This is a genomic window from Saccharothrix mutabilis subsp. mutabilis, assembly GCF_039521145.1.
In the GTDB taxonomy this organism is placed as follows: Bacteria; Actinomycetota; Actinomycetes; order Mycobacteriales; family Pseudonocardiaceae; genus Actinosynnema; species Actinosynnema mutabilis.
In genome coordinates this window covers 234,604-256,524 of the sequence record NZ_BAAABU010000001.1, presented here as the reverse complement: position 1 = coordinate 256,524, position 21,921 = coordinate 234,604, and the positions used below count along the sequence as shown (strand labels likewise).

Annotated in this window: 17 protein-coding genes and 1 pseudogene; 13 read left to right on the top strand and 5 right to left on the bottom strand. The window is 72.1% G+C overall.

The genetic code is table 11. From position 1 onward, the window contains the following. Positions 1–2: 2 nt before the first annotated feature. Complete coding sequence (locus tag ABD126_RS01185; protein WP_343931659.1) at positions 3–1,025, bottom strand: LacI family DNA-binding transcriptional regulator; 1,023 nt, start codon at positions 1,023–1,025, stop codon at positions 3–5. Between the two features lie 134 nt (positions 1,026–1,159). Between ABD126_RS01185 and ABD126_RS01180 the strand changes: the two genes are divergently transcribed. From ABD126_RS01180 to ABD126_RS01145, 8 genes are all read left to right on the top strand, one after another. After that, positions 1,160–2,437 (top strand): ABC transporter substrate-binding protein, encoded by a 1,278-nt coding sequence (locus ABD126_RS01180; RefSeq protein WP_343931658.1) that lies wholly within the window; start codon positions 1,160–1,162, stop codon positions 2,435–2,437. 4 nt (positions 2,438–2,441) lie between these two features. Further along, entirely contained in the window at positions 2,442–3,320 is an 879-nt protein-coding gene (locus ABD126_RS01175; protein ID WP_343931657.1) for a carbohydrate ABC transporter permease, read from the top strand. Beyond that, on the top strand, positions 3,317–4,159 hold the full coding sequence (locus ABD126_RS01170; RefSeq protein ID WP_343931656.1) for a carbohydrate ABC transporter permease: 843 nt from the start codon (positions 3,317–3,319) through the stop codon (positions 4,157–4,159). Before ABD126_RS01175 ends, ABD126_RS01170 begins: the two co-directional genes overlap by 4 nt. Positions 4,160–4,181: 22 nt before the next feature. After that, positions 4,182–5,531: a discoidin domain-containing protein gene (locus ABD126_RS01165; RefSeq protein ID WP_343931655.1), complete on the top strand. Its 1,350-nt coding sequence runs from the start codon at positions 4,182–4,184 to the stop codon at positions 5,529–5,531. A 12-nt stretch (positions 5,532–5,543) separates the two neighbouring features. Then, complete coding sequence (locus ABD126_RS01160) at positions 5,544–9,866, top strand: glycoside hydrolase family 38 N-terminal domain-containing protein (protein WP_343931654.1); 4,323 nt, start codon at positions 5,544–5,546, stop codon at positions 9,864–9,866. A gap of 61 nt (positions 9,867–9,927) precedes the next feature. Next, positions 9,928–10,656: a DUF7158 domain-containing protein gene (locus ABD126_RS01155; RefSeq protein WP_343931653.1), complete on the top strand. Its 729-nt coding sequence runs from the start codon at positions 9,928–9,930 to the stop codon at positions 10,654–10,656. A gap of 88 nt (positions 10,657–10,744) precedes the next feature. After that, entirely contained in the window at positions 10,745–11,197 is a 453-nt protein-coding gene (locus ABD126_RS01150; protein WP_343931652.1) for a DUF4383 domain-containing protein, read from the top strand. Between the two features lie 90 nt (positions 11,198–11,287). Next, complete coding sequence (locus ABD126_RS01145; RefSeq protein WP_343931651.1) at positions 11,288–11,620, top strand: helix-turn-helix domain-containing protein; 333 nt, start codon at positions 11,288–11,290, stop codon at positions 11,618–11,620. Between the two features lie 215 nt (positions 11,621–11,835). On the opposite strand, the gene ABD126_RS01140 is transcribed toward ABD126_RS01145, so the two are convergent. Beyond that, complete coding sequence (locus ABD126_RS01140) at positions 11,836–12,309, bottom strand: SRPBCC family protein (protein ID WP_343931650.1); 474 nt, start codon at positions 12,307–12,309, stop codon at positions 11,836–11,838. 93 nt (positions 12,310–12,402) lie between these two features. On the opposite strand from ABD126_RS01140, the pseudogene ABD126_RS01135 reads away from it, so the two are divergent. The 4 genes and pseudogenes from ABD126_RS01135 to ABD126_RS01120 all read left to right on the top strand — a co-directional run. Next, a pseudogene (locus ABD126_RS01135) lies at positions 12,403–13,221 on the top strand (CoA transferase subunit A); the annotation flags it as partial. A 305-nt stretch (positions 13,222–13,526) separates the two neighbouring features. After that, positions 13,527–14,255 (top strand): CoA-transferase subunit beta, encoded by a 729-nt coding sequence (locus ABD126_RS01130; RefSeq protein WP_343932178.1) that lies wholly within the window; start codon positions 13,527–13,529, stop codon positions 14,253–14,255. Beyond that, positions 14,252–15,427, top strand: coding sequence for a thiolase family protein (locus tag ABD126_RS01125; RefSeq protein ID WP_343931648.1), 1,176 nt, complete (start codon positions 14,252–14,254; stop codon positions 15,425–15,427). Before ABD126_RS01130 ends, ABD126_RS01125 begins: the two co-directional genes overlap by 4 nt. A gap of 202 nt (positions 15,428–15,629) precedes the next feature. Further along, entirely contained in the window at positions 15,630–16,424 is a 795-nt protein-coding gene (locus ABD126_RS01120; RefSeq protein WP_343931647.1) for an IclR family transcriptional regulator domain-containing protein, read from the top strand. Between the two features lie 18 nt (positions 16,425–16,442). Here ABD126_RS01120 and ABD126_RS01115 read toward each other — a convergent pair whose 3' ends face one another. Further along, positions 16,443–17,447: an aldo/keto reductase gene (locus ABD126_RS01115; RefSeq protein WP_343931646.1), complete on the bottom strand. Its 1,005-nt coding sequence runs from the start codon at positions 17,445–17,447 to the stop codon at positions 16,443–16,445. Between the two features lie 94 nt (positions 17,448–17,541). On the opposite strand from ABD126_RS01115, the gene ABD126_RS01110 reads away from it, so the two are divergent. Next, positions 17,542–18,234 (top strand): TetR/AcrR family transcriptional regulator, encoded by a 693-nt coding sequence (locus ABD126_RS01110; RefSeq protein WP_343931645.1) that lies wholly within the window; start codon positions 17,542–17,544, stop codon positions 18,232–18,234. Here ABD126_RS01110 and ABD126_RS01105 read toward each other — a convergent pair. Both ABD126_RS01105 and ABD126_RS01100 read right to left on the bottom strand, forming a co-directional pair. Next, positions 18,199–20,643 carry a bifunctional lysylphosphatidylglycerol flippase/synthetase MprF gene (locus ABD126_RS01105; protein ID WP_343931644.1) on the bottom strand — a complete coding sequence of 815 codons (2,445 nt, stop codon included), beginning with the start codon at positions 20,641–20,643 and terminating at the stop codon, positions 18,199–18,201. The genes ABD126_RS01110 and ABD126_RS01105 overlap by 36 nt on opposite strands. Continuing rightward, positions 20,610–21,878 carry an alpha/beta hydrolase gene (locus ABD126_RS01100; RefSeq protein ID WP_343931643.1) on the bottom strand — a complete coding sequence of 423 codons (1,269 nt, stop codon included), beginning with the start codon at positions 21,876–21,878 and terminating at the stop codon, positions 20,610–20,612. Before ABD126_RS01100 ends, ABD126_RS01105 begins: the two co-directional genes overlap by 34 nt. Between the last annotated feature and the right edge of the window lie 43 nt (positions 21,879–21,921).

Genomic DNA, 21,921 nt, shown 5'->3' with positions numbered 1-21,921 from the left:
TTTTAGCGGCCACTCCAAGGGGCGGTGCTCTCGCGGACGGTCAGCCGGGGCGTCTCGGTCTTCACCTCGCGCGGCGCGTTCGGGTCGGCCAGCAGGTCCAGCAGCGCCAGCGCGGCGCGCTCGCCGAACGCGTAGGTGTCGCGGGTCAACGCCGTGATCGCCGGGTGGGTCAGCTCGGTGAGCACCGAGTCGTCGAACGACGCGATGGACACCTCGCCCGGCACGGACACGCCCATCTCCGTGGCCACGCCCAGCCCGGCCACGGCCATCAGGTCGCTGTCGTAGACGATCGCCGACGGCCGTTCGCGCCTGCTCAGCAGGGTGCGGGTGGTCGCCGCGCCCTCGGTGTCGCTGAAATCGGTGTGCAGCGACTCGACGCCCGCCAGGCCCAACCGGTCGGCCGCGTCGCGCAGCGCGCGGGCGCGGCGCCGGGTGTGCCGGAACTCGGGGGTGCCGGCGACGTGCGCGATCCGCCGGTGCCCCAGCGCGGCCAGGTACTCCACGATCGACGTCATGGCCTCGCGGTCGTCGGCCCACACGCTGCACAGCGAGCCGTGCCGACCCGGCCCGCCGATCACGACGGCGGGCAGCAGCAGCTCGTCCACCACGTCGATGCGCGGGTCGCGGGTGCGCAGGTCGACCAGGACCAGGCCGTCCACGCGCTGCTCGGAGGCCCACCGCCGGTAGACGCGGATCTCCTCCTGCACGTCCTCGACGATCATCAGCTGCAACGTGACCGAGTGCGCGGACAGCCCGGCTTGCAAGCCGGAGAGCAGCTTGGCGAAGAACGGCTCGACGCCCAGCGTCCGCGCCGGCCGCGCGATCACCAGGCCCACCGAGTCGGCGCGCGCGCCGCCCAAGGCGCGGGCCACGCTGTGCGGGCGCCAGTTCATCTCCTCGGCCACGGCGAGGATGCGCGCCCGGGTGTCCTCGCTGACGCCGGGGCGCCCGTTGAGCGCGAAGGAGACCGCGCCCTTGGACACGCCCGCCCGGCGCGCGATGTCGGCGATCGTGGGTCTGCTCATCGCCCGCCTCCGATGTCCTGTTTTCTGTCCGGGTCCACCGCCGCGCGGCCCTTGACAGTGCCCGTCGACGCGAAGGATAGTCCGGTACTATACCGGTTTATCCGGTTCCTGCGTCAGAGTGGACGGGAGGGCGTATGCGCACGCTTCTGGCCCGGTCGGCCGTGCTCGCGGCCACCGCGGCGGTGCTCGCCGGGTGCGGTCTGGGCGGCGGCACGAGCGGTGGCGAGGTCGGGGCCACGGGCGAGGTCAAGGGCGAGGTGAGCCTCCAGACCTGGGCGCTGAAACCGAAGTTCACCGACTACGTGCAGGGCGTGATCGACGCGTTCCAGAAGAAGTACCCCGGCACCACGGTGAAGTGGCTCGACCAGCCCGGCGACGGCTACGCCGACAAGGTGCTCAGCCAGGCGGCGTCGGGCGAGCTGCCGGACGTGGTGAACCTGCCGCCGGACATGGCGCTGCCGTTGGCCAAGCAGGACATGTTGCTCGACATCGCCGCCAACGACGACAAGCTGCGCGCGGACTACGTGCCCGGTGGGGTGAGCGCGTACGAGTTCGCGGGCCGTCAAGGTGCCTACGCCTACCCCTGGTACCTCAACACCGACGTCAACTACTGGAACGCCGACCTGTTGACGCGGAACGGTCTGGACCCGAAGAAGCTGCCCGCGTCCGTGGACGACCTCATCGCGCAGGCCCGGGTGATGAAGGAGCGCTCGGGCGGGCAGATGTACCTGATGAGCCGCAAGCCCGAACTGGGCGACCTGGCCAACGCGGGTGTCAAGCTGCTCTCCGACGACGGCAGCAGGTTCACGTTCAACACGCCGGAGGCGGCGGCCGTGCTGGACAAGTACCGCGCCGCGTTCGCCGAGGGCCTGATGCCGCGCGACGTGCTGACCGACAAGTACCTGGGCAACAGCGAGCTGTTCAAGAAGCAGCAGGTCGCGTGGACCACCGGCGGCGGCAACACGATCAACAGCATCAAGGTGGACAACCCGACGCTGGCCACGAAGATCGTGCCGTCGGCGGCGTTCGGCACGCCCCCGCTGTACGTGCAGGGCCTGTCGGTGTCGCGGAAGAGCAAGAACCTGCCCGCCGCGCTGGCGCTGGCCCGGTTCGTGACCAGCCCGGAGAACCAGGCCGCGTTCGCCAAGCTGGTGCCCGGCATCTTCCCGTCCACCACGGCGTCGGCGAGCGACCCGGCGTTCAGCCAGAGCGACGGCACCAACGCCGGTGACGCGAAGGTCCTTGCGTTCCAGGCGCTGGGCGGGGCCAAGCTGCTCCAGCCGCCGGTGGTCAGCGAGGCGATGGGCGACTACATCAAGCAACAGATCTCGTTGGCGGTCAACGGGGAGATCTCCTCGAAGGAGGCGCTGGACCGGGCCGTGGCCAAGTGTGACGAGTTGCTGAAGAGCTGAGCCGATGCCCACGCACCGCTGGTTCACCCCCTGGCTGCTCGTGCTGCCCGCCCTGGTGTGGCTGGCGGTGTTCAACCTCTGGCCGTCGCTGAACACGGTCGTGCTGTCGTTCACCAACGCCAAACCGCTGGGCGGCGGCACGTTCGTGGGCGCCGCGAACTTCGAACGGCTGCTGTCCGACGACCAACTGGCCGACGCGCTGCTCAACAGCATCGTCTACATGCTGGTGTGCCTGCCGGTGCTGACGGTGGCGCCGCTGCTGCTGGCGGTGCTGGTGGAGAAGCGGCTGCCGGGCATCACGTTCTTCCGCACGTCGTTCTACTCGCCGGTGATCGCCTCCGCGGTGGTCGTCGCCCTGATCTGGAACTGGCTGCTGGAGGACCGGGGCGCGGTCAACGGGCTGGCGCGACAGCTGGGCGTGGTGTCCGGGCCGGTGCCGTTCCTGACCGACCGCTGGCTGCTGATCTTCAGCGCGATCGGGCTGACGGTGTGGAAGGGCCTCGGGTACTACATGGTGATCTACCTGTCGGCGCTGGGGAACGTCAGCCGGGACCTGCACGAGGCGGCGGCGGTGGACGGCGCGGGACCCGTCCGCCGCTTCCTGAACATCACCGTTCCCGGTGTGCGCAACACGATGTTGCTGGTCAGCGTGCTGATCACGGTGTCGGCGCTGCGGGTGTTCTCCGAGCTGTACGTGCTGACCAACGGCACCGGCGGCCCGGGCGGGCGGGACATGTCGGTGGTGATGCTGATCCAGATGTACAGCCGGGGCTTCACCGGCCACCTGGGCTACGCCTCCGCGCTGAGCATCCTGCTGTTCCTCGTCACGCTGGGCCCGATGTTGTTGTTGCTGCGCCTGAGCCGGAAGGGGGCCGACGCGTGAGCCGGGGTTTCAACAGCACCAGCCCGCGCGAGAAGGTCCTGCGGTACGCGCTGCTGGTGTTCGTCCTGCTGATCACCGTCGGCCCGTTCCTGTGGCAGCTCTCGACGTCGTTCAAGGGGCCCGGCGAGGACATCTACACCGCCACGCCGAGGTTCCTGCCCGAACAGCCCACCCTGGGCAACTACGCCGAGGTCGCCCGCGCGATCCCGGTGTGGGACTACATCGGCAACTCGCTGGTCGTCGCGGCCCTGACGATCACCGGCAACGCGGTGGGCGCGACGCTGGCCGGGTACGCGCTGGCGCGGCTGCGGTTCCGGGGCGGCAGGCTCGTGCTCGGCCTGGTCCTGGGCACGCTGGTGCTGCCCGGCGAGGTCACGATCGTCTCGCAGTACGTCACGGTCCGCGAACTGGGCCTGGCCGACACCCTGGTCGGCGTGGCCCTGCCGGGCGCGATCGGCATGCTGAACATCCTGCTGATGCGCGCGGCGTTCCTGGCGATCCCGCGCGAGCTGGACGAGGCCGCCTACATCGACGGGGCCGACGCGTGGCAGCGGTTCGTCCGGATCGGGCTGCCCAGCGTGCGCGGGATGCTCAGCGTGGTGGTGATCTTCGCGTTCATCGGGGCGTGGGACGACTTCCTGTGGCCGCTGATCGTGCTGACCGACCCGGAGAACTACACGCTCACCGTGGGGCTCCAGTACCTGAACTCGTCGTTCACCTCCAACCCGCGGGTGGTGGCGGCCGGGACGATGATCGCGTTCATCCCGATCGTGGTCGTCTTCGCCACCCTCCAGCGCTTCTTCTTCCGCGGCGTCGAGGAAGGCGCCATCAAGGGGTAACACACAACGGAGGTTGTTCCCTGTGAAAACAACGATTCTCCGCACCGCCACAGCGTTGGCGCTGCTGGCCTCCACCCTGCTCACCACCCCCGCCCAGGCCCAGGAGGCGATGTCGAAGCGGACCGTCGTCTACTACCAGACGCAGTACCTCAACGGGACGTACGTCTCCCCCAAACCGTTGCTGGACAACAACACCGGCATCACGGACGTGCTGGTCGCCGCCCTGCACCTGAACGGCGACGGCACCGTCCACCTCAACGACCACCCGCCCGCCGACCCGCGCTACACCCAGATGTGGGCGGACCTGGCCGCCATGCAGGCGCGCGGCGTCAACGTCTCCATGATGGTCGGCGGCGCGGCGCCGGGCACCTTCACCCGCCTGGACACCGAGTTCGACACCTACTACCCGAGGCTGCGCAACGTCATCAGCACCTACAAGCTCGACGGCGTGGACCTGGACGTCGAGGAGAACATGTCCCTGACCGGCATCAAGCGGGTCATCGACGCCCTGCGCGCGGACTTCGGCTCCGACTTCATCATCACCCTCGCTCCGGTCGCGCCGGCGCTGGCGGGCGGCGGCAACCTGTCCGGCTTCGACTACGACCAGCTGGAACGCGACCGGGGCGCGCAGATCGACTGGTACAACGCGCAGTTCTACTGCGGCTGGGCGTCCCTGTCGAACACCACCGCCTACGACAACATCATTCGCCGGGGGCTGTTCCCGCCGAACAAGGTGGTGGCGAGTTCCCTGACCCACCCGTCGTTGTGCGGCGGGTACGTGGACGTCACGACGACGTTGAAGTCCACCATCCAGTCGCTGGTGCAGAAGTACCCGAACTTCGGCGGCGTGGCCGGGTGGGAGTACTTCACGTCCAACCCGGGCGGCACGGCGCGGCCGTGGGAGTGGGCGGGGCTGATCACGTCCTACCAGAAGGGCACCACTCCCCCGCCGGCGAACCTGGCCCTGAACAAGGCCGCCACCGGTTCGGCGTCCTGCAACTCCGCCGAGGGTCCGGCGAAGGCGGTCAACGGCAGCGTGAGCGGCGGGAACAGCGACAAGTTCTGCTCGCCGGCGTCGTCGAGGTGGCTGCGGGTGGACCTGGGCTCGGCGCAGACGGTGGGCAGCTTCACCGTCCGCCACGCCGGCGCGGGCGGCGAGTCGACCTCGTACAACACGAAGGCGTTCACCATCCAGACGTCCACCGACGGCACGAACTGGACGACCCGGGTCACGGTCACGGCCAACACGGCGAGCGTGACCACGCACCCGATCAGCCCCGCGAGCGCCCGCTACCTGCGGCTGAACGTCACCACGCCGACCCAGACCGGTGACCCGGCGGCCCGGATCTACGAGTTCGAAGCCTACGCCTGACGAAGGAGTGCAGTGGCAGCGCGGATCCTGTCGGTCGTCTCGACCGACCTGTTCATCGGCACCGAGGACCGGCCCCGGCAGGTGGTGCGCGTCACCGTCGACCGGGGCGCGGGGTCCGCGGCCCTGCCCGTCGAGGTGTCCGGGCCGGGACTGACCGGCTCGGCCCTCACCGAACCCGGCGAGGGCGAGGTGGTGGCGGAAGTCCCCGTCACCACCTCCGCTCCGGTCGGCACGGAAATCCCGGTCAAGGCCTCCCTTGGCGAGTCCACTCTGGACGCAGTGGTGACGGTGGAGGAGACCGGGTGGCGCATGTTCCTGGTCTCCCACTTCCACTACGACCCCGTCTGGTGGAACACCCAGGCCGCCTACACGCAGACGTGGGAACTCCAGGGCAACGACGGCACCACCCGCCCGGTGTGGGAGCACAACGGGTTCAACCTGGTCCGTGCGCACCTCGACATGGCCCTGTCCGACCCCGATTACGCGTTCGTCCTGGCCGAGGTGGACTACCTCAAGCCGTTCTGGGACGTGCACCCCGAGTACCGGCAGGTGTTGCGGGACCTGATCGCCGAAGGCCGGGTCGAGGTGATGGGCGGGACGTACAACGAGCCCAACACCAACCTCACCGGGTCCGAGACGACCATCCGCAACCTGGTCTACGGCGTGGGCTACCAGCGGTCGATCATGGGCGCGGACCCGCGCACGGCGTGGCAGCTCGACGTGTTCGGGCACGACCCGCAGTTCCCCGGGCTGGTCGCCGAGGCCGGGCTGACCAGCACGTCGTGGGCGCGCGGGCCGTTCCACCAGTGGGGTCCGCTGCTGACGAAGTTCGACGAGGCCGGCGGGGACGCGGCGAACATGCAGTTCCCCGCCGAGTTCGAGTGGATCTCGCCGTCGGGGCGCGGGGTGCTCACGCACTACATGCCCAACCACTACTCGGCGGGCTGGTGGATGGACTCGTCCGCCACGCTGGAGGAGGCGTGCGGCAAGGTCTACGACCTGTACCGGGCGGTGAAACCGGCCGCGGCCACCCGGAACACGTTGCTGCCCGTCGGCACGGACTACACGCCGCCGAACAAGTGGGTGACGCTGATCCACCGCGAGTGGGCGTCGCGGTACGTGTGGCCGAAGTTCGTGTGCGGCACGCCGCGCGACTTCTTCGCCGCCGTGCACGAGGAGCTGAGCGCGCGCGGGGTCGCGCCCAGTCCGCAGACGCGGGACATGAACCCGGTCTACACCGGCAAGGACGTGTCCTACATCGACACCAAGCAGGCGCAGCGGGCCGCCGAGGTGGCCGCCACCGACGCGGAGAAGCTCGCCGTGTTCGCGTCCGCGTTGGGGTTGGGCGGGTACCCGGAGGCGGCGCTGGACAAGGTGTGGCGGCAGCTCGCGTACGGCGCGCACCACGACGCCATCACCGGGTCCGAGTCCGACCAGGTCTACATCGACCTGGTGTCGGGGTGGCGGGAGGCGCACGACCTGGCGGTGGACGTGCGGGACCGGTCGCTGGCGGCGATCCTCGGGCAGGTGGACACCTCCGGCGCGGGCCGGGCGGTGACGGTGGTCAACACCCTGGCGTTCGCGCGGACCGACGTCGTGCGGGTGACCGTGCCCGGGTCGTCGGGGCTGCGGTTGCTCGACGCCTCGGGCGCGCCGGTGCCGTTCGTGGTCGAGGCGGTCGGCGAGTCGACGGTGCTGGCGTTCGTCGCCGCGGACGTGCCGGGGACGGGGTGGCGGACCTGGCGGCTGGTGGAGTCCGACGACGCCCTGCCGCTGTGGGAGGCCGCGGACGGGGTGGCGATCGCCAACTCGTGCTTCGCCGTCGAGGCCGACCCGGCGCGGGGCGGCGGGTTGCGCAGCATCCGCGAGGTGGCGTCCGGGCGGGAGCTGGTGCGGGAAGGCGAGGTCGGCAACGAGCTGCGGCTCTACGACGAGTACCCGCAGCACCCCGAGTTCGGCGAAGGGCCGTGGCACCTGCTGCCCACCGGGACCGTGGTGTCGTCGGCCTCGTCGCCCGCGCAGGTGCGGGTGGCGCACAGCCCCGTGGGCAGCCGGCTGGAGGTGTCCGGGCGGGTCGGCGACGTGCGGTACGAGCAGCGGATCACGTTGTGGCACGGCGTGGACCGGCTCGACCTGCGCACCCGAGTGCCCGCGTTCACCGGGTCCGACCAGTTGCTGCGGGTGAAGTTCCCGGTGGACGTGCCGGGGGCGCGGCCGGTGAGCGAGGTCGGCGGGGCGGTGATCGCGCGGGGGTTCGCGCTGCCGGACTCCGACACCGCCGTCGCGCCGTGGACCCTGGACAACCCGGCCAACACGTTCTTCGGGCTGAGCACGACGGCGGCGCTGCGCCTGGTGTCGCCGGAGGGCGCGGTGCTCGGGCGGGCGGCGATCGCGGTGGCCGAGGTGGTCGTGCCGACCCTGCCCGACGCCGCGCCGCTGGCGCGTGAGCTGGTGGTGGCGTTGGCGCGGGTGGGCGTCACGGCGACCACGTCGACCGCCGAAGGCGCCCGGTACGGGTGGCTGCGGGTGGACTCGAACCTGCCGGACGTGCGGATCGTGCTGGGCGGTTCGGACCGCAACCCGATCGCGGCGGAAGTCCTGGACGCGGCCGGCGACGCGTGGCGGGACGAGCTGAAGCGGCAACTGGCGGACCGGGGCGCGGCGCGGGTGTTCGTGCCGGGGGCGTCGGCCGTGGAGGAGGCGTGGCGGCCCGACGCGGACCTGCGTTCGCCGCGGTCGTTGCCGGTCGTGGTGGTCGACGGGGTGGACGCCGAGGCGCTGGCCGCCGAGATCGCGCTGGTGGCCGGGGAGTTCGCCGTGGGCGACGCCGAGGTGACCGCCGTGGCGGTCGGGCCGACGCGGTTGGTGGACGAGCACACCGTCGGGTTGCTGTCGTACGGCATCCCCGGGTTCGCCGTGGACCCGGAGGGCGCGCTGCACCTGTCGCTGATGCGGTCGTGCACGGGGTGGCCGTCGGGGATCTGGCTGGACCCGCCGGTGCGGCGGGCGCCGGACGGGTCGGCGTTCCAGTTGCAGCACTGGACGCACGACTTCGATTACGCCCTGGTGAGTGGTGCCGGTGACTGGCGGGCGACGGACCTGGTGGCGCAGGGTCAGGGCTTCTCGGCCCCGCTGCACGGTCGGGTGGTAGACGCACACTCCGGGGTGCTGCCGGCGCGGCACGCGTTGCTGACCGTGTCGCCGGAGCGGCGGGTGCAGGTGCAGACGGTGAAACGGGCCGGCAACCCCAGCGCGGTCGGCTCGGCGGCGGCATCGGGGTCGCCTGAGCAGCCGACCGGCATGACTCTCCGCTTGGTCGAGACGACGGGCCGGCCGGTGACGGCGACGGTGTCCTCGGTGGTGCCGTGGACGGCCGCGCACACCGCCGATCTGCTGGAGCGGGAGCGACGCGAGCCGGTGCTGGCCGACGGTCGGGTGGTCGTGGCGCTCGACGGGTCGCAGATCGCCACGGTCGTGGCCGACACCGCGCCCGCCGACACCGCGCCCGCCGACACCGCGCCCGCCGACACCGCGCGCGCCGAGACCGGGTGGGCCGACACCGGGTGGGCCGCGGCCGGTGGAAGCTCGGGTTCGGCGGTTGGCGGTGTGCTCGGGGCGTCGGCCGAGGTGGCGCAGCCGGTGTACGCGCGGTACTGGCTGCACAACCGCGGGCCCGCGCCGATGGGGTTCTTCCCGGTCAGCGTCACCGCCGCGCCGACCGTGCTGACCGCCGCCGGCGGTCCGCTGTCCACCTCCGTCACCGTCGCGAGCCAGGTCGCGGCGGAGTTCGGCGGGACGCTCCGGGTGGTCGCGCCGGAGGGCTGGGTCGTGACCCCCGCCGAGCGGCCCATCACCCTGGCCGCCGGTGGCCACACGTCGTTCCCGGTGGAGGTGGTGCCGTCGGGTGGGCCGGGCCTGTACTTCGTCCGGGTGCAGATCCCGGTCGGCGGCGACCTGGTCGAGGACGTCGTGAGCGTGCTCGTCCCCGGTGGCCCGCTGGACGACGTCGTGCCGCCGCCGCCCGGCCCGGAGATCGACCACGGCAAGCAGATCGAGGGCACGACCGCCACGTCCGGCCGGGCGACCGGGCTGCGGGTGACCGACGTGAGCGACGCGGTCGTGGTCGCTCCCGGAGGGCGGGCGGTGGTGGCGGTGTCGCTGGCCAACGACGCCTCCTCCGCCGTGGACGGCGAGGCGATGCCGGTGAGTCCGTGGGGGACGTGGGGGTTCGTCGGGCCCTACGCGAAGGGGTTCAGCGTGCCGGCCGGGGCACCGGTCGGGTGGAGTTCGAGGTGGACGTGCCGGAGGGCGCGGAACCGGGCACGTGGTGGGTGATGGTGAAGCTCATGTGGTTCGGGCGCGTGCAGTACACGCCGGCGATCCCGGTGGAGGTGCGGTGAACCACCACCATCACCACCCCTCGGACAAGGCGTCGGCCGCGCGCGCCCAGCGTGAGGCGACCGTGGTCGGGTGGGTCGAGGGCGTGCCCGTGCCGCGGGAGGCGTTGGACGCGCGGCTGGCGGCGTTGCGCGCCCGGCCGGGGGCGCTGCCCAAGCCGGGCACCAGCGAGGACCGCCAGCTGGCGCGGTGGACCGCGCACGTGCTGCTGACCGAGGAGCTGTGCCGGCGGGAGGCGGCGGCGCGGGCGTTGCGGGTGACGTCGCACGTGCCGCTGGACCCGGTGGCGGCGGTCCACCTGGGGTCGATCAGCGCGGCGGCGTGGCAGTCGTGCGCGGAGGTGGGTGCGGTGTTCGCGGCCGTCGTGCCGGCGGCGTCGGGCGAGGCCGGGGAACCGGTGGTGCGTCGGTGGTGGCGCGTCCGGTACGGCGCGTCGTTGACCCCGATCGGGTGGACCACGCTGGACGACCTGCCCGCCGCCGTGGCGGACGCCCTGCGAACGTCCCCGCCGGGCACCGTGGTCGGGCACGGCGAGCACCGGGCGGTCGCGGACGAGCACGAGGACCGCCCGGTGGACGCGGACTCACCGGACCGCCGCCGGAGAGGTGCCCGCCTGCGCGAATTCAGCCGATGGTTGGACCACCGCCGGGCGACGACGGTCGTCACCGCACCCGGTTTCGAGCACCCGGGTGACCCGTCCCAACCCGACTGCACCCACCGCCACTGACCGCAGCGCCGGGCGGGTGTTTTGCGGGGGTCGCGCTGGGTAGTCGGGTGGTCAGGCTCGACATTCCCCTCGTGACAGGGAGCTTGACATGAGCACAAGCGGAGCGCTCACCCGGACGCCGGTGCAGTCGGCCGCACTCGCGGTGAGTGTGGTGTTCGCGCTGGTCGGGATCGCCGGCTTCATCCCGGGCCTCACCACCGATTACGACACCATGCAGTTCGCCGGGCATGAGTCACAGGCGCAGCTGCTCGGGGTCTTCAACGTCTCCATCCTGCACAACCTCGTGCACCTCGCGTTCGGCGTGGTGGGCTTCCTGATGGCCCGCACCGTCAGCGGCGCGGTGACGTACCTGGTGGGCGGCGGTGTCGTGTACCTCGTGCTGTGGCTCTACGGGCTGCTCATCGACCACGACAGCGCCGCGAACTTCGTTCCGGTGAACACCGCCGACAACTGGTTGCACCTCGGCCTGGGCCTCGGCATGGTGGCGCTGGGGTTCACCCTGGGCAAGTCGTCCCGGATCGGGCGACGCGGCGCGGTCTGACCGCGGCGGTGACCGCACCGGGACGAGCGCGACACGCCGCGAACGGACGCACCTGACGTCGGTTGCGCGCTCACAACTACAATCGGCGGGGTGAGCGAAGATTCCGTCACCCCGTCGCCCTTGTGGACCTACATCGAGACCAACCTGGAGAACCGCGGCCTGAGCACCGGGGACCTCTCCCGAGCGACCGGCGTTCACCGCAGCCGGTTCACCGACTGGCGGCGGGGCAAGTCCATCAACATCGACACCGCCCGGGCCATCGCGAAGCTGTTCGAGGTGAGCCCGCTGGAGGTGATGGTCGCGGCCGAGCTGATCACCGCCGATGAGGCGCAACTCAAGCACACCCGACCGGATCCGGCCGACCTGACCGACGACGAACTGGTCGCCGAACTCCGCCGCCGCCTCAAGCGCCTGGCGGGCTGAGCACCCCCGACGGGCGATTCCCGATCAAGCCACGCCGGCCGGTCCCCCGCGGACCGGCCGGCGGCTTCCGCGCCGCCCGTCATCCATCGCGCACCCACCCGGCCGGCCCCGCGTCCCGCCCGGCCAGCCCCGCATCCCGCCCGGCCGGCCCCGCGTCCCGCCCGGCCAGCCCCGCATCCCGCGTCCCGCGTCCGACCCGTCCGCCCACCGGCGGGTCAAGCCCGGTCGGCCGACCGCTCCGCCGCCTGCTTCAGCCGGGCCAGCGTGGCCTCGATGTTCGCCTGGTTCTGCGTGCCCCGGTCGCGGACGCCGGTCGCCAGCGCGGTCAGCGGGACGAACCACGCCGGGCGCAGGTCCCACGTGCTCTCCGTGACGCGGCAGCCGCCGTCCACCGGTTCGATGTCGTACTGCCAGCGCGACACCGGCATCCCCAACGACCGCACCACGAACGCGAAGCGGTCCGGCCGCGCGTCGGTCACCGTCGCGACCGTCGTCCACAGCCGCGCCCCGCGCCGGTTGGTGCCACGGAACCGCGCGCCGACCTCCGGCCCGGTCGCACCGCCCAGCCACCGCCCGCCCGAGTACTCCTGCGCCAGGCGCGCCATCCCCGCCAGGTCGCTGACCAGCTCGTACACCCGCGCGGCCGGGGCGGCCACGTCGACGCTCGCCCGTGCATCCGGATCGCTCACGTTCCGAAATCTAGAGGACCGCCGGGGCCGCACCAAGGGTTGACCGGTGCAGCGCCGCGCTCGTAGTGTTCGTATGAAGAACTTGTGTTCGGTATGCGAACAACGCGAGGTGACGTGGCCGAGATAGCGACGTTGGCGGACGCGGTCGGTGAACTGGTGGCCGACGGCGACGTGGTGGCACTGGAGGGCTTCACCCACCTGATCCCCACGGCGGCGGGGCACGAGATCATCCGCCAGGGCCGCCGGGACCTGACGCTGGTGCGGATGACGCCCGACATCGTCTACGACCAGCTCATCGGGGCCGGCTGCGCGCGGAAGCTGGTCTTCTCGTGGGGCGGCAACCCCGGGGTCGGCTCACTGCACCGCTTCCGGGACGCGGTGGAGAACGCGTGGCCGCGGGCGTTGGAGATCGAGGAGCACAGCCACGCCGGCATGGCCAACCGGTACGTCGCCGGCGCGTCCGGGCTGCCGTTCGCGGTGCTGCGCGGGTACGTCGGCACCGACCTGGCGACGGTCACGCCGACGATCAAACCGATCACCTGCCCGTTCACCGGCGAGGTGCTGACCGCGGTGCCGGCGTTGAACCCGGACGTGACGGTCGTGCACGCCCAGCGCGCCGACCGGCGGGGCAACGTGCAGTTGTGGGGGCTGCTCGGCGTGCAGAAGGAGGCCGTGCTGGCGGCGCGGCGCAGCCTGGTCACGGTCGAGGAGGTCGTGGACGAGCTGACCCCCGTGCCGGGCGCGGTCGTGCTGCCGTCGTGGGCGGTGACCGCGGTGGCGGAGGTGCCGGGCGGCGCGCACCCCTCCTACGCGCAGGGCTATTCGGAACGCGACAACGCCTACTACGCGGCCTGGGACGCCATCAGCCGCGACCGTGACGAGTTCACCGCCTGGGTTGAGCGCATCAAGGGTGGCGCGGTCGAGCGCGGCGAGCCTGGGCGCGGTGTGGATGGCCGGGCCGAGCGCGATGGCGGGCGCGGGCACGAGGGCGAGCGCGGCGAGGCCGAGCGCGATGGCGGGCGCGGGCACGAGGGCGAGCGCGGCGAGGCCGAGCGCGATGGCGGGCGCGGGCACGAGGGCGAGCGCGGCGAGGCCGGCCGCGATGGCGAGCGCGGCGGCAGTGGCGGGGCCGGGCGCGGTGGGGTTGGGCAGGGTGTGGCGGAGCGCGCGCTGGGCAGTGGGCGGGGAGGTGTGGTGTGAGTTATTCGGCTGACGAGATGATGGCGGTGGCGGCGGCTCGGGCGTTGTCGGGGCGGCAGCGGGTGTTCGTCGGGATCGGGTTGCCGTCCACGGCCGCGAACCTCGCCCGGCGGACGCACGCACCCGACCTCGTGCTGGTGTACGAGTCCGGGACGCTCGGGTCCAAGCCGGACCGGTTGCCCGCGTCCATCGGCGACGGGATCCTCGCCGAGACCGCGGACGCCGTGATCAGCGTCCCCGAGGTGTTCAACTACTGGCTCCAGCCGGGACGCATCGACATCGGGTTCCTCGGCGCGGCCCAGCTCGACCGGTTCGGCAACATCAACACCACCGTGGTCGGCGACTACGGACGGCCCAAGGTGCGGCTGCCCGGCGCGGGTGGCGCGCCGGAGATCGCCGCGTCGTGCCGCGAGGTGTACGTCGTCGTGCGGCAGACCAGGCGCAGTTTCGTGGAACGGGTCGACTTCGTGACCTCCTTCGGGCACGGCACGGGCCGTGGTGATCGGGAACGGTTGGGCCTTCGAGGGGCGGGCCCGACGTTGGTGATCACCGACCTGGGTGTGTTCCGGCCGGACGCCGCGACCGCCGAACTGGTGCTCACCGCCTTGCACGAAGGTGTATCCCTGGACGACGTGCGCACCGCGACGGGGTGGGACCTCAAGGTCGCGCCCGACCTCGGCCGCACTCCCCCACCCACCGCTGACGAGCTGGCCGCGCTGCGGGCGCTCAAGGAGGCTTCGAAGTGACCGACGTGTTCGTGCTCGACGGTGTGCGCACCCCGTTCGGCCGCTACGGCGGCGCCCTGTCCGGGGTGCGGCCCGACGACCTGGCCGCCCACGTCGTGGGGACGCTCGCCCAGCGCACCGACCTCGACCCCGCGCAGGTGGACGAGGTCGTGTTCGGCGACGCCAACCAGGCTGGCGAGGACAACCGGAACGTGGCCCGGATGGCGGCGCTGCTGGCCGGGTGGCCGACGTCCGTGCCGGGGACGACGGTGAACCGGCTGTGCGGCTCGGGGATGGACGCCGTGATGCAGGCGTCGCGCACCATCGCGGTCGGTGATGCCTCCTTGGTGGTCGCGGGCGGTGTGGAGTCGATGAGCCGGGCGCCGTGGGTGCTGCTCAAGCCGGGCAAGGGTTTCCCGGCCGGGCACGAGACCCTGCACTCGACCACCCTCGGGTGGCGCATGACCAACCCGAAGATGCCCACCGAGTGGACGGTGTCGCTCGGCGAGAGCACCGAAGCGCTCGCCGAACGCTTCGGGATCGGCCGCGAGGAGCAGGACGCGTTCGCGCTGCGCAGCCACCAGCTCGCCGCCAAGGCCTGGGACAACGGCTTCTACGACGGCCACGTGGTGCCCGTGCCGGGTGCCGACCTGTCCCGCGACGAGGGCATCCGCGCCGACACCAGCCTGGAGAAGCTGGCCGGGTTGAAGCCCGCGTTCCGTCCACAGGGGACGGTGACAGCGGGCAACGCCTCGCCGCTGAACGACGGCGCGTCCGCCCTCCTGCTGGGTTCGCGGGAGGCCGCCGACCGCCTGGGCGTGACCCCGTTGGCGCGCATCGCCGGACGCGGTGCGGCGGGCGTGGACCCGGACGTGTTCGGCATCGGCCCCGTCGAGGCGGCCGAGATCGCCCTGCGCCGCGCCGGGATCGGGTGGGGCGACCTGGCGGCGGTGGAGCTGAACGAGGCGTTCGCGGCGCAGTCGCTGGCGTGCCTGCGGTCGTGGCCGGAGCTGGACCCCGAGATCGTCAACGTCAACGGTGGCGCGATCGCCATCGGTCACCCGCTGGGCGCGTCCGGTGGGCGGGTCGTGCTGCAACTCGCCCACGAGCTGCGCCGGCGCGGGGGTGGTTGGGGGCTGGCCGCGCTGTGCATCGGTGTCGGGCAGGGGCTGGCCGTGGTCGTGGAGGCGTAGCGGGAGAGGGAGGCGTGGCCGGCGGTGGTCAGAGTGTGGGTGATCGCCGAGGTGTGGCTGGCGGCCGGGTGCTGGCGGTCGGGGTGCTGGCGGCCGGAACGCGGGTGGCCGGTCGGAACGTGGGTGGCCGGTCGGAACGTGGGTGGCCGGTCGGAACGTGGGTGGTTGTCGGGGTGTGGTCGGTGGTTAGGGTGGGCGGATCATGGGTGAGTCGGTGGAGCGGGGCGCGCATCACGTGCAGTCGCTGGAGCGCGGGCTGGCCGTGATCCGCGCGTTCGGCGCCACCGCGCCCGCGCTCACGTTGACCGACGTCGCCAAGGCCACCGGCCTGACCCGCGCGGCGGCGCGGCGGTTCCTGTTGACGCTGGCCGACCTCGGGTACGTGCGGACCGACGGCAAGCTGTTCTCGTTGACCGCCCGCGTGCTGGAACTCGGGTATGCGTACCTGTCCAGCCTCTCGCTGCCCGAGATCGCCCAGCCCCACCTGGAGCGGCTGTCGGGAGAGGTGCGCGAGTCCACCTCCGCCTCGGTGCTGGACGGGGCGGACGTCGTGTACGTGGCGCGGTTCGCCGTGTCGCGGATCATGGCCGTGTCGATCACCGTCGGCACGCGGTTCCCCGCGTACGCCACCTCCATGGGGCACGTGCTGCTGGCCGGGCTGTCCTCCGGCGAGCTGGAGCACCACCTGGCTTCCGTGCGGTTGGAGCCGTTGACGTCGCACACGATCACCTCCGTGGAGCGGCTTCGGGACGAGCTGGACAAGGTGCGGGCCCAGGGCTGGGCCCTGGTGGACCAGGAGTTGGAGGAAGGGCTGCGGTCGGTGGCGGCCCCGGTGCGTGACCGCAACGGCCGGGTCGTGGCGGCGGTGAACGTGTCCACGCACGCCAGCCGGACCACCCTGGACCGCATCCGCAAGGACATCGTGCCGCCGCTGTTGGCCGCCTGTGCCGCGATCGAGGAGGACCTCGCCGCCGACCCGGCGCGACCGCGCCTCTAGTGGTGCGGCCGGTGTGGGTCAGCGCTCGCTGTCCAGGTCGGCCATCAGGGGTGTGGCGTAGCGGGAGCCGGCGGCGGCGTCGGCGGGGATCGCGGCGGTGATGGCCGTCAGGTCGGCCTCGGTCAGGGTCAGGGTTGTCGCGGCCAGGGCTTCGGTGAGGCGGGTGCGCGTGCGGGCGCCTACCAGCGGGACGATGTCCTCGCCCTGAGCCGCTACCCACGCGATGGCCACCTGTGCGACTGTCGCGCCCTTGGACTGAGCGACTGTGCGCAGGGCCTCCACCAGGGCCAGGTTGCGTTCCACGTTGCCCGCCTGGAAGCGCGGGCTGATGGCCCGGAAGTCGCCCGTGAGGGAACGGTCCGCCTGCCAGTGGCCGGAGAGCAGGCCCCGCGACAGGACGCCGTAGGCCGTCACGCCGATGCCCAGTTCGCGGACCGTCGGCAGGATTTCCGCCTCGATGCCGCGCGACAGCAACGAGTACTCGATCTGGAGGTCGGCGATCGGCGCCACCGACGCCGCTCGCCGGATCGTCTCCGCGCCGACCTCCGACAGGCCGATGTGGCGCACGTGGCCCGCTTCCACCAGTTCCGCGATGGCCCCGACCGTGTCCTCGATCGGCACGGACGGGTCCAGGCGGGCCGGGCGGTAGACGTCGATGTGGTCCGTGCCGAGGCGGCGCAGGCTGTAGGCGGCGAAGTTCTTGACCGCCGCCGGGCGGCCGTCGTAGCCCCACCAGCCGCCGTCCGGGTCGCGCAGGGCGCCGAACTTGACGCTGATCACCGCGTTGTCCCGGGAGCCGGGGCGGGTGCGCAGGGCGTCGCGCAGGAGCAGCTCGTTGTGGCCCATGCCGTAGAAGTCGCCGGTGTCGAACAGGGTGACGCCGGCCTCCAGGGCGGCGTGGACGGTCGCGGTGCTCTCGGCCTCGTCGGCCGGGCCGTACAGGTCGGACATCCCCATCAGCCCCAGGCCGGGGGACGACACGGTGGGCCCGGTCTTGCCGAGGGTGCGGAACGACGTGGTCATCGGGGCTCTCCTGACGTGAGTATCAGCGCTACCGACAAAAAGGTAGCACCGATTCCGGTATCAGTGCTAACCACGATTGGGTTAACATCGATCCATGGGCGACGAGCGCACCCCGACCACGCGCGAGCGGATCATCCAGGCCGCCGCCGAACTGCTGGCCGACGGCGGGATCGACGCGGTGTCCACGCGCGCGGTGGCCGCCGCCGCCGGGGTGCAGGCCCCCGCCCTCTACCGGCTGTTCGGCGACAAGCAGGGGCTGCTGGACGCGGTCACCGCACACGGCTTCGAGCGCTACCTGGCGGCCAAGAAGACCGTCGCGCCCAGCGACGACCCGGTCGAGGACCTGCGGCGGGGCTGGGACCTGCACGTCGAGTTCGGCCTCACCCACCCGGCGTTCTACGTGCTCATGTACGGCGTCCCCCAGCCCGGCCGCCGCCCGACCGCCGCCGACGACGCCTACCGCCTGCTGGTCGGCATCCTGGAACGGGTCGCGGAGACCGGCCGGCTGAAAGTGCCCGTCGAGACCGCCGCCAGCATCGTCCACGCCACCAACACCGGCGTGACGCTCAGCCTGATCTCCGCTCAGGAGAAGGACCCGGACGTGTCCACGCGCACCCGCGACATGGTGCTCGCCTCCATCACCACCGACGAACTCCCGCAGGAGGACACCACGCTGTCCGCCCGCGCCCTCGCCCTGGACTCCACGCTCAACCGCCAGACCCACCCGCTCAGCCCCGCGGAAGCCGCCCTGCTACGCGACTGGCTGCACCGGCTCGCGTCCAACTGACCGCAGCACCCGCCCGGCCAGCCGCACCCCCTGCCGCACGCTCATCCCCGGCAGGTAGGCCCGCCCGACCGCGTTCGCGATGCGCGGCAACGCCGCCGGGTCCGGGTAGGCCATGTACAGCGGCCGGTACACCGGCTGGAACTTCGCCTTGAACGCCAACAGCGACCGGAACCCGTACACCGGCTCCAGCACCCGCCCGGTGAAGTCCAGCACCCGCTGCACCGCGCACGGCCGCGCGCCCCGGTCCAAGCGCGCCAACGGCGCCCCCGACAGGCTCAGGAACGAAAAACCCTCCTCCCGCAACGCCAGCGCCGCCGACGCGATCAGGAACTCCATCGCCCCCGGGAAGGCGCTCCCCCGCCGCCGCATGAAGTCCAGCGTCCACCCGACCACCCGGCCGTCCCCGTGCACCGGCAGCCAACTGGTCACCGCGTGCACGGTCCGGTCCTCGTCCACGGCCACCAGGCACCGCACGCCGTCCCCGGACAGCTCCGCCAGCCCGCCCAGCGTGAACCCCATCTCCGGCAGCCCCTTGTCCGCCACCCACTCCGCCGAGATCGACCGCACCTGGTCGGTCAGCGCCGGCGGCGCGTCGGCGTAGCGCACCCACTCGGCGGTGATGCCCCGCTTGCCCGCCTTGTTCAACGCCGTCCGCACGTCCTGCCACTTGCGCCCAGTAAAAGCCAAGTCGCGCAACGGAACCACGGTGTCCTCGGCGACCTGGACCGCGTGCCACCCGGACGACGCCACCTCGTCCCGCAACTCCTCGCTGATGCTGTAAAGGCAAGGCGTCCACCCCTCGTGCGCACAGAAGGACGCGAACCCGCGCACGGCCGCCCGCCGAGCCCCCGGTGGCCCGATCGGGTCCCCCACCGTCAACGCGATCGTCGCCACCACCCGATAAGCGACCACAGCCTGACCGTCGGGCGTGAACCAGTACCGGTTGCCGCGCCACGTCGCCATGTACGACAGCGAAGTTCCGCCGTGCAGCAGCACCAACTCCCGCGCCCGCACCGCCGCGTCCTCCTGCCCGACGCGCCGCGCGTGCCACAGCGCCTGCAACAGCCCACCCAGCACGACCAGCCAAAACACCACGCCGGTGTACTCGAACAGCACCGCCGCCACCAGGTCGTCCGGCCGGAACGACAGCGGCACCAGCCCCAGGTAGCCGGGCGGCAGGAAGCGCGCCGGCAGGTCCGCCACCAGGTCCGCGAACTTCGGCACGGGCGTGAACTGCTCGCGCACAACGTACCCGCCCAGCACGTACACCGCGCTCAACGCCACGAGACCGCCACCGGTCACCGCCCAGAACGGCCGAACCGGTGTGGGCAGCGGGAAGTGCCGCCGAGTGCACAGCAACACCACCACGATCGCCAACGGCAGCAACAAGGGCAACGCGAACTCGACGAGCAGCGAAGGCGTGAACGGCTCTCCCAGGTCCACCACGTACCAGCCGAACAGCACCGCCATCCCGAGGTTGAGCGCCAGCGCCGCCCACCACGCGAACCGCCGCCCCCGCCGCAACCCCTCCGCCAGCACCAGCAACAACAACGCCGGCACCACCGACATCAGCAACGCGGGCACCCGGTCGTAAGCCGCCTGGGCCTGCGCGGTCCGGCACTGCGACCACAGCTCCGGGTCCGCGCACAACGCCGCCACGGTCTCCGCGTCCGGCTGTGTCACCGCCACCACGTCGGTGAACCACGACAACGGCCCGTTGGCGTAAGGCGACAGCCACACCACGATCGGCCCCAACGCCGAAGCCGCCAACAGCAACGCCACCAACACCCGGGTCTCCGACGCGAGCACCGCCACCGGACGCCGCCGCACCACCACCACCGCCAGACCGATGAGACCGCCGCACAGCCGCAGCACGTCCTCCAGGTACCCGGAGTACAACGCCGGCACCAGCAATCCCAGGACCAGCAGCAACCGCACCCGCCGACGCCACAGCGGCGGCAGCCGGAAGCTCAACGCCAACGCCAACCCGGCCACCCCCGGCGACGGCCCCACCGCCAGGTCGTACTCCAGCGAGGTCGGCCAACTCCACCCCGTCGACGCGCCCAGCCGCACCAGCCCAGCCCCCGCGAACACCGCCAGGACCTGGCAGCCGAGCAGGACCACGAGCGTACGCACCCGCCCGAACTCCCGTTCCGCGACCGGCCCGAACACCAGCAGCAACGCGCTGGTCCCCAGGTACCCGGCCAGGTTGGCGCACCACAACGCCGAGCCGAACGCCGTCCACAGTGGAGACGACACCCCGAACCCGACCCGCTCCAGCAGCTCCTCCGGCGGACCGGACCACAACGACCCGCTGACCGCCCCGACGCCCCACAGCGCCACCAGCACCGCGGACGTGACGGGCGCCCGGCGGATCAGCGGGCCAAGCCGGTGCGCCGCGCGAGCCACGGCAGCGAGTCGTACAACCCGGGACGCCACACGTTCCAGTCGTGGCCGCCGGGCAGTTCCGCCCACCGCACGTCCATCCCCGCCCGTTGACACGCTTCGAACACCTTTCTGTCCTCGTCGCGGTAATAGACGTCCTGCGCGCCCGCGACCACCACGCCCTCGGTGTCGGGGAACCGCCGGTCCGCCAGGATGTCGAGCGGGTTCACCCGCCGGAACGCCTCCGCGTCACCGCCGAACACCTGGCGCACGGTGTCCGCGCGGTTCCCCAACGTGGGTTCGGCCTGACCGGCGATGTCGATGAACTTCCCGTACACCGAAGGTGCGCGCACAGCGAGTTGCAGCGCGCATGTGCCGCCTTGAGAGAACCCGGCGATGGTCCACGAGGTGCGCCGCTCGTCCACCACGAGCCGCCGCTTCACCCAGTCGGGTACATCTTTGGCCAGGTACGTCTCCAAGGCGCCGCGCGGTGAGTCCACGCAGAGCGGATTCGCCATCAGGGACCCGAGTTGGTCGACCATGACGACGATGGGCGCGAGTCCTCCGTGCCGGCGGGCGAACGCGTCGAGGTGGGTCGTGAGCCGGCCCGCGTCCAGCCAGTCGCGAGGCGTGCCCGGCTGGCCCGCCAGCAACACCACCACGGGCAGCCGGGGCCGGGGCGACACCGCGTACGCGGGCGGCAGGTACACCCAGGCGCCACGCGGCCGGTAGTCGGTGCTCGCCGGGATCGACGCCGACGACACCGTGCCCTTGTCCGGCACAGTGGACGGCCGCCACACGTCGGCGAGCACGGACCCGTCCGGCACGGTGAGTTCGGCGGCGGGCCGGGTGACCTCGTCCAGGTCCACGGTCTCGGCCAACAACGGCCCCAACACCGCACGCAAGGTCGGGTACTGCCCATAGAAGGTGTTCACCCCGGACAACGCGCCCACCAGAACGACCACGACGGCGAGCACGGTCAACAGGCGGTGTCCTCGCCGGCGCACCACCGCCAGGACGAGAGCGAGCACCACAGCGCCCAGGCACACCAGCACTTTCAGCGGCAGCGGCTCGGGGAACGGCCGCCACACCACGTTGACGACCAGTCCGACCAGAGCCGCGAAGGCCGTGCCGGCGAGCGCCGCGAACAGGACGATCCGGAAAGGACGGACACCGATGGCGAGCAACACCATGCCGGCGACGGCCACCACGGTGACCGCCGCCGGCATGGGTCCGTTGATCAGCGAAAGGTCGAGCACCCCGGGCTTCCCGTCACATCGTCGGCGCGATGCGTCCAGTCCA

Coding starts and splice junctions, on each gene's coding strand:
- ABD126_RS01180 (WP_343931658.1), top strand. CDS start 1,160: ATGCGCACGCTTCTGGCCCGGTCGGCCGTGCTCGCGGCCACCGCGGCG.
- ABD126_RS01150 (WP_343931652.1), top strand. CDS start 10,745: ATGAGCACAAGCGGAGCGCTCACCCGGACGCCGGTGCAGTCGGCCGCA.
- ABD126_RS01120 (WP_343931647.1), top strand. CDS start 15,630: ATGGGTGAGTCGGTGGAGCGGGGCGCGCATCACGTGCAGTCGCTGGAG.
- ABD126_RS01175 (WP_343931657.1), top strand. CDS start 2,442: ATGCCCACGCACCGCTGGTTCACCCCCTGGCTGCTCGTGCTGCCCGCC.
- ABD126_RS01115 (WP_343931646.1), bottom strand. CDS start 17,447: ATGACCACGTCGTTCCGCACCCTCGGCAAGACCGGGCCCACCGTGTCG.
- ABD126_RS01130 (WP_343932178.1), top strand. CDS start 13,527: ATGATGGCGGTGGCGGCGGCTCGGGCGTTGTCGGGGCGGCAGCGGGTG.
- ABD126_RS01185 (WP_343931659.1), bottom strand. CDS start 1,025: ATGAGCAGACCCACGATCGCCGACATCGCGCGCCGGGCGGGCGTGTCC.
- ABD126_RS01110 (WP_343931645.1), top strand. CDS start 17,542: ATGGGCGACGAGCGCACCCCGACCACGCGCGAGCGGATCATCCAGGCC.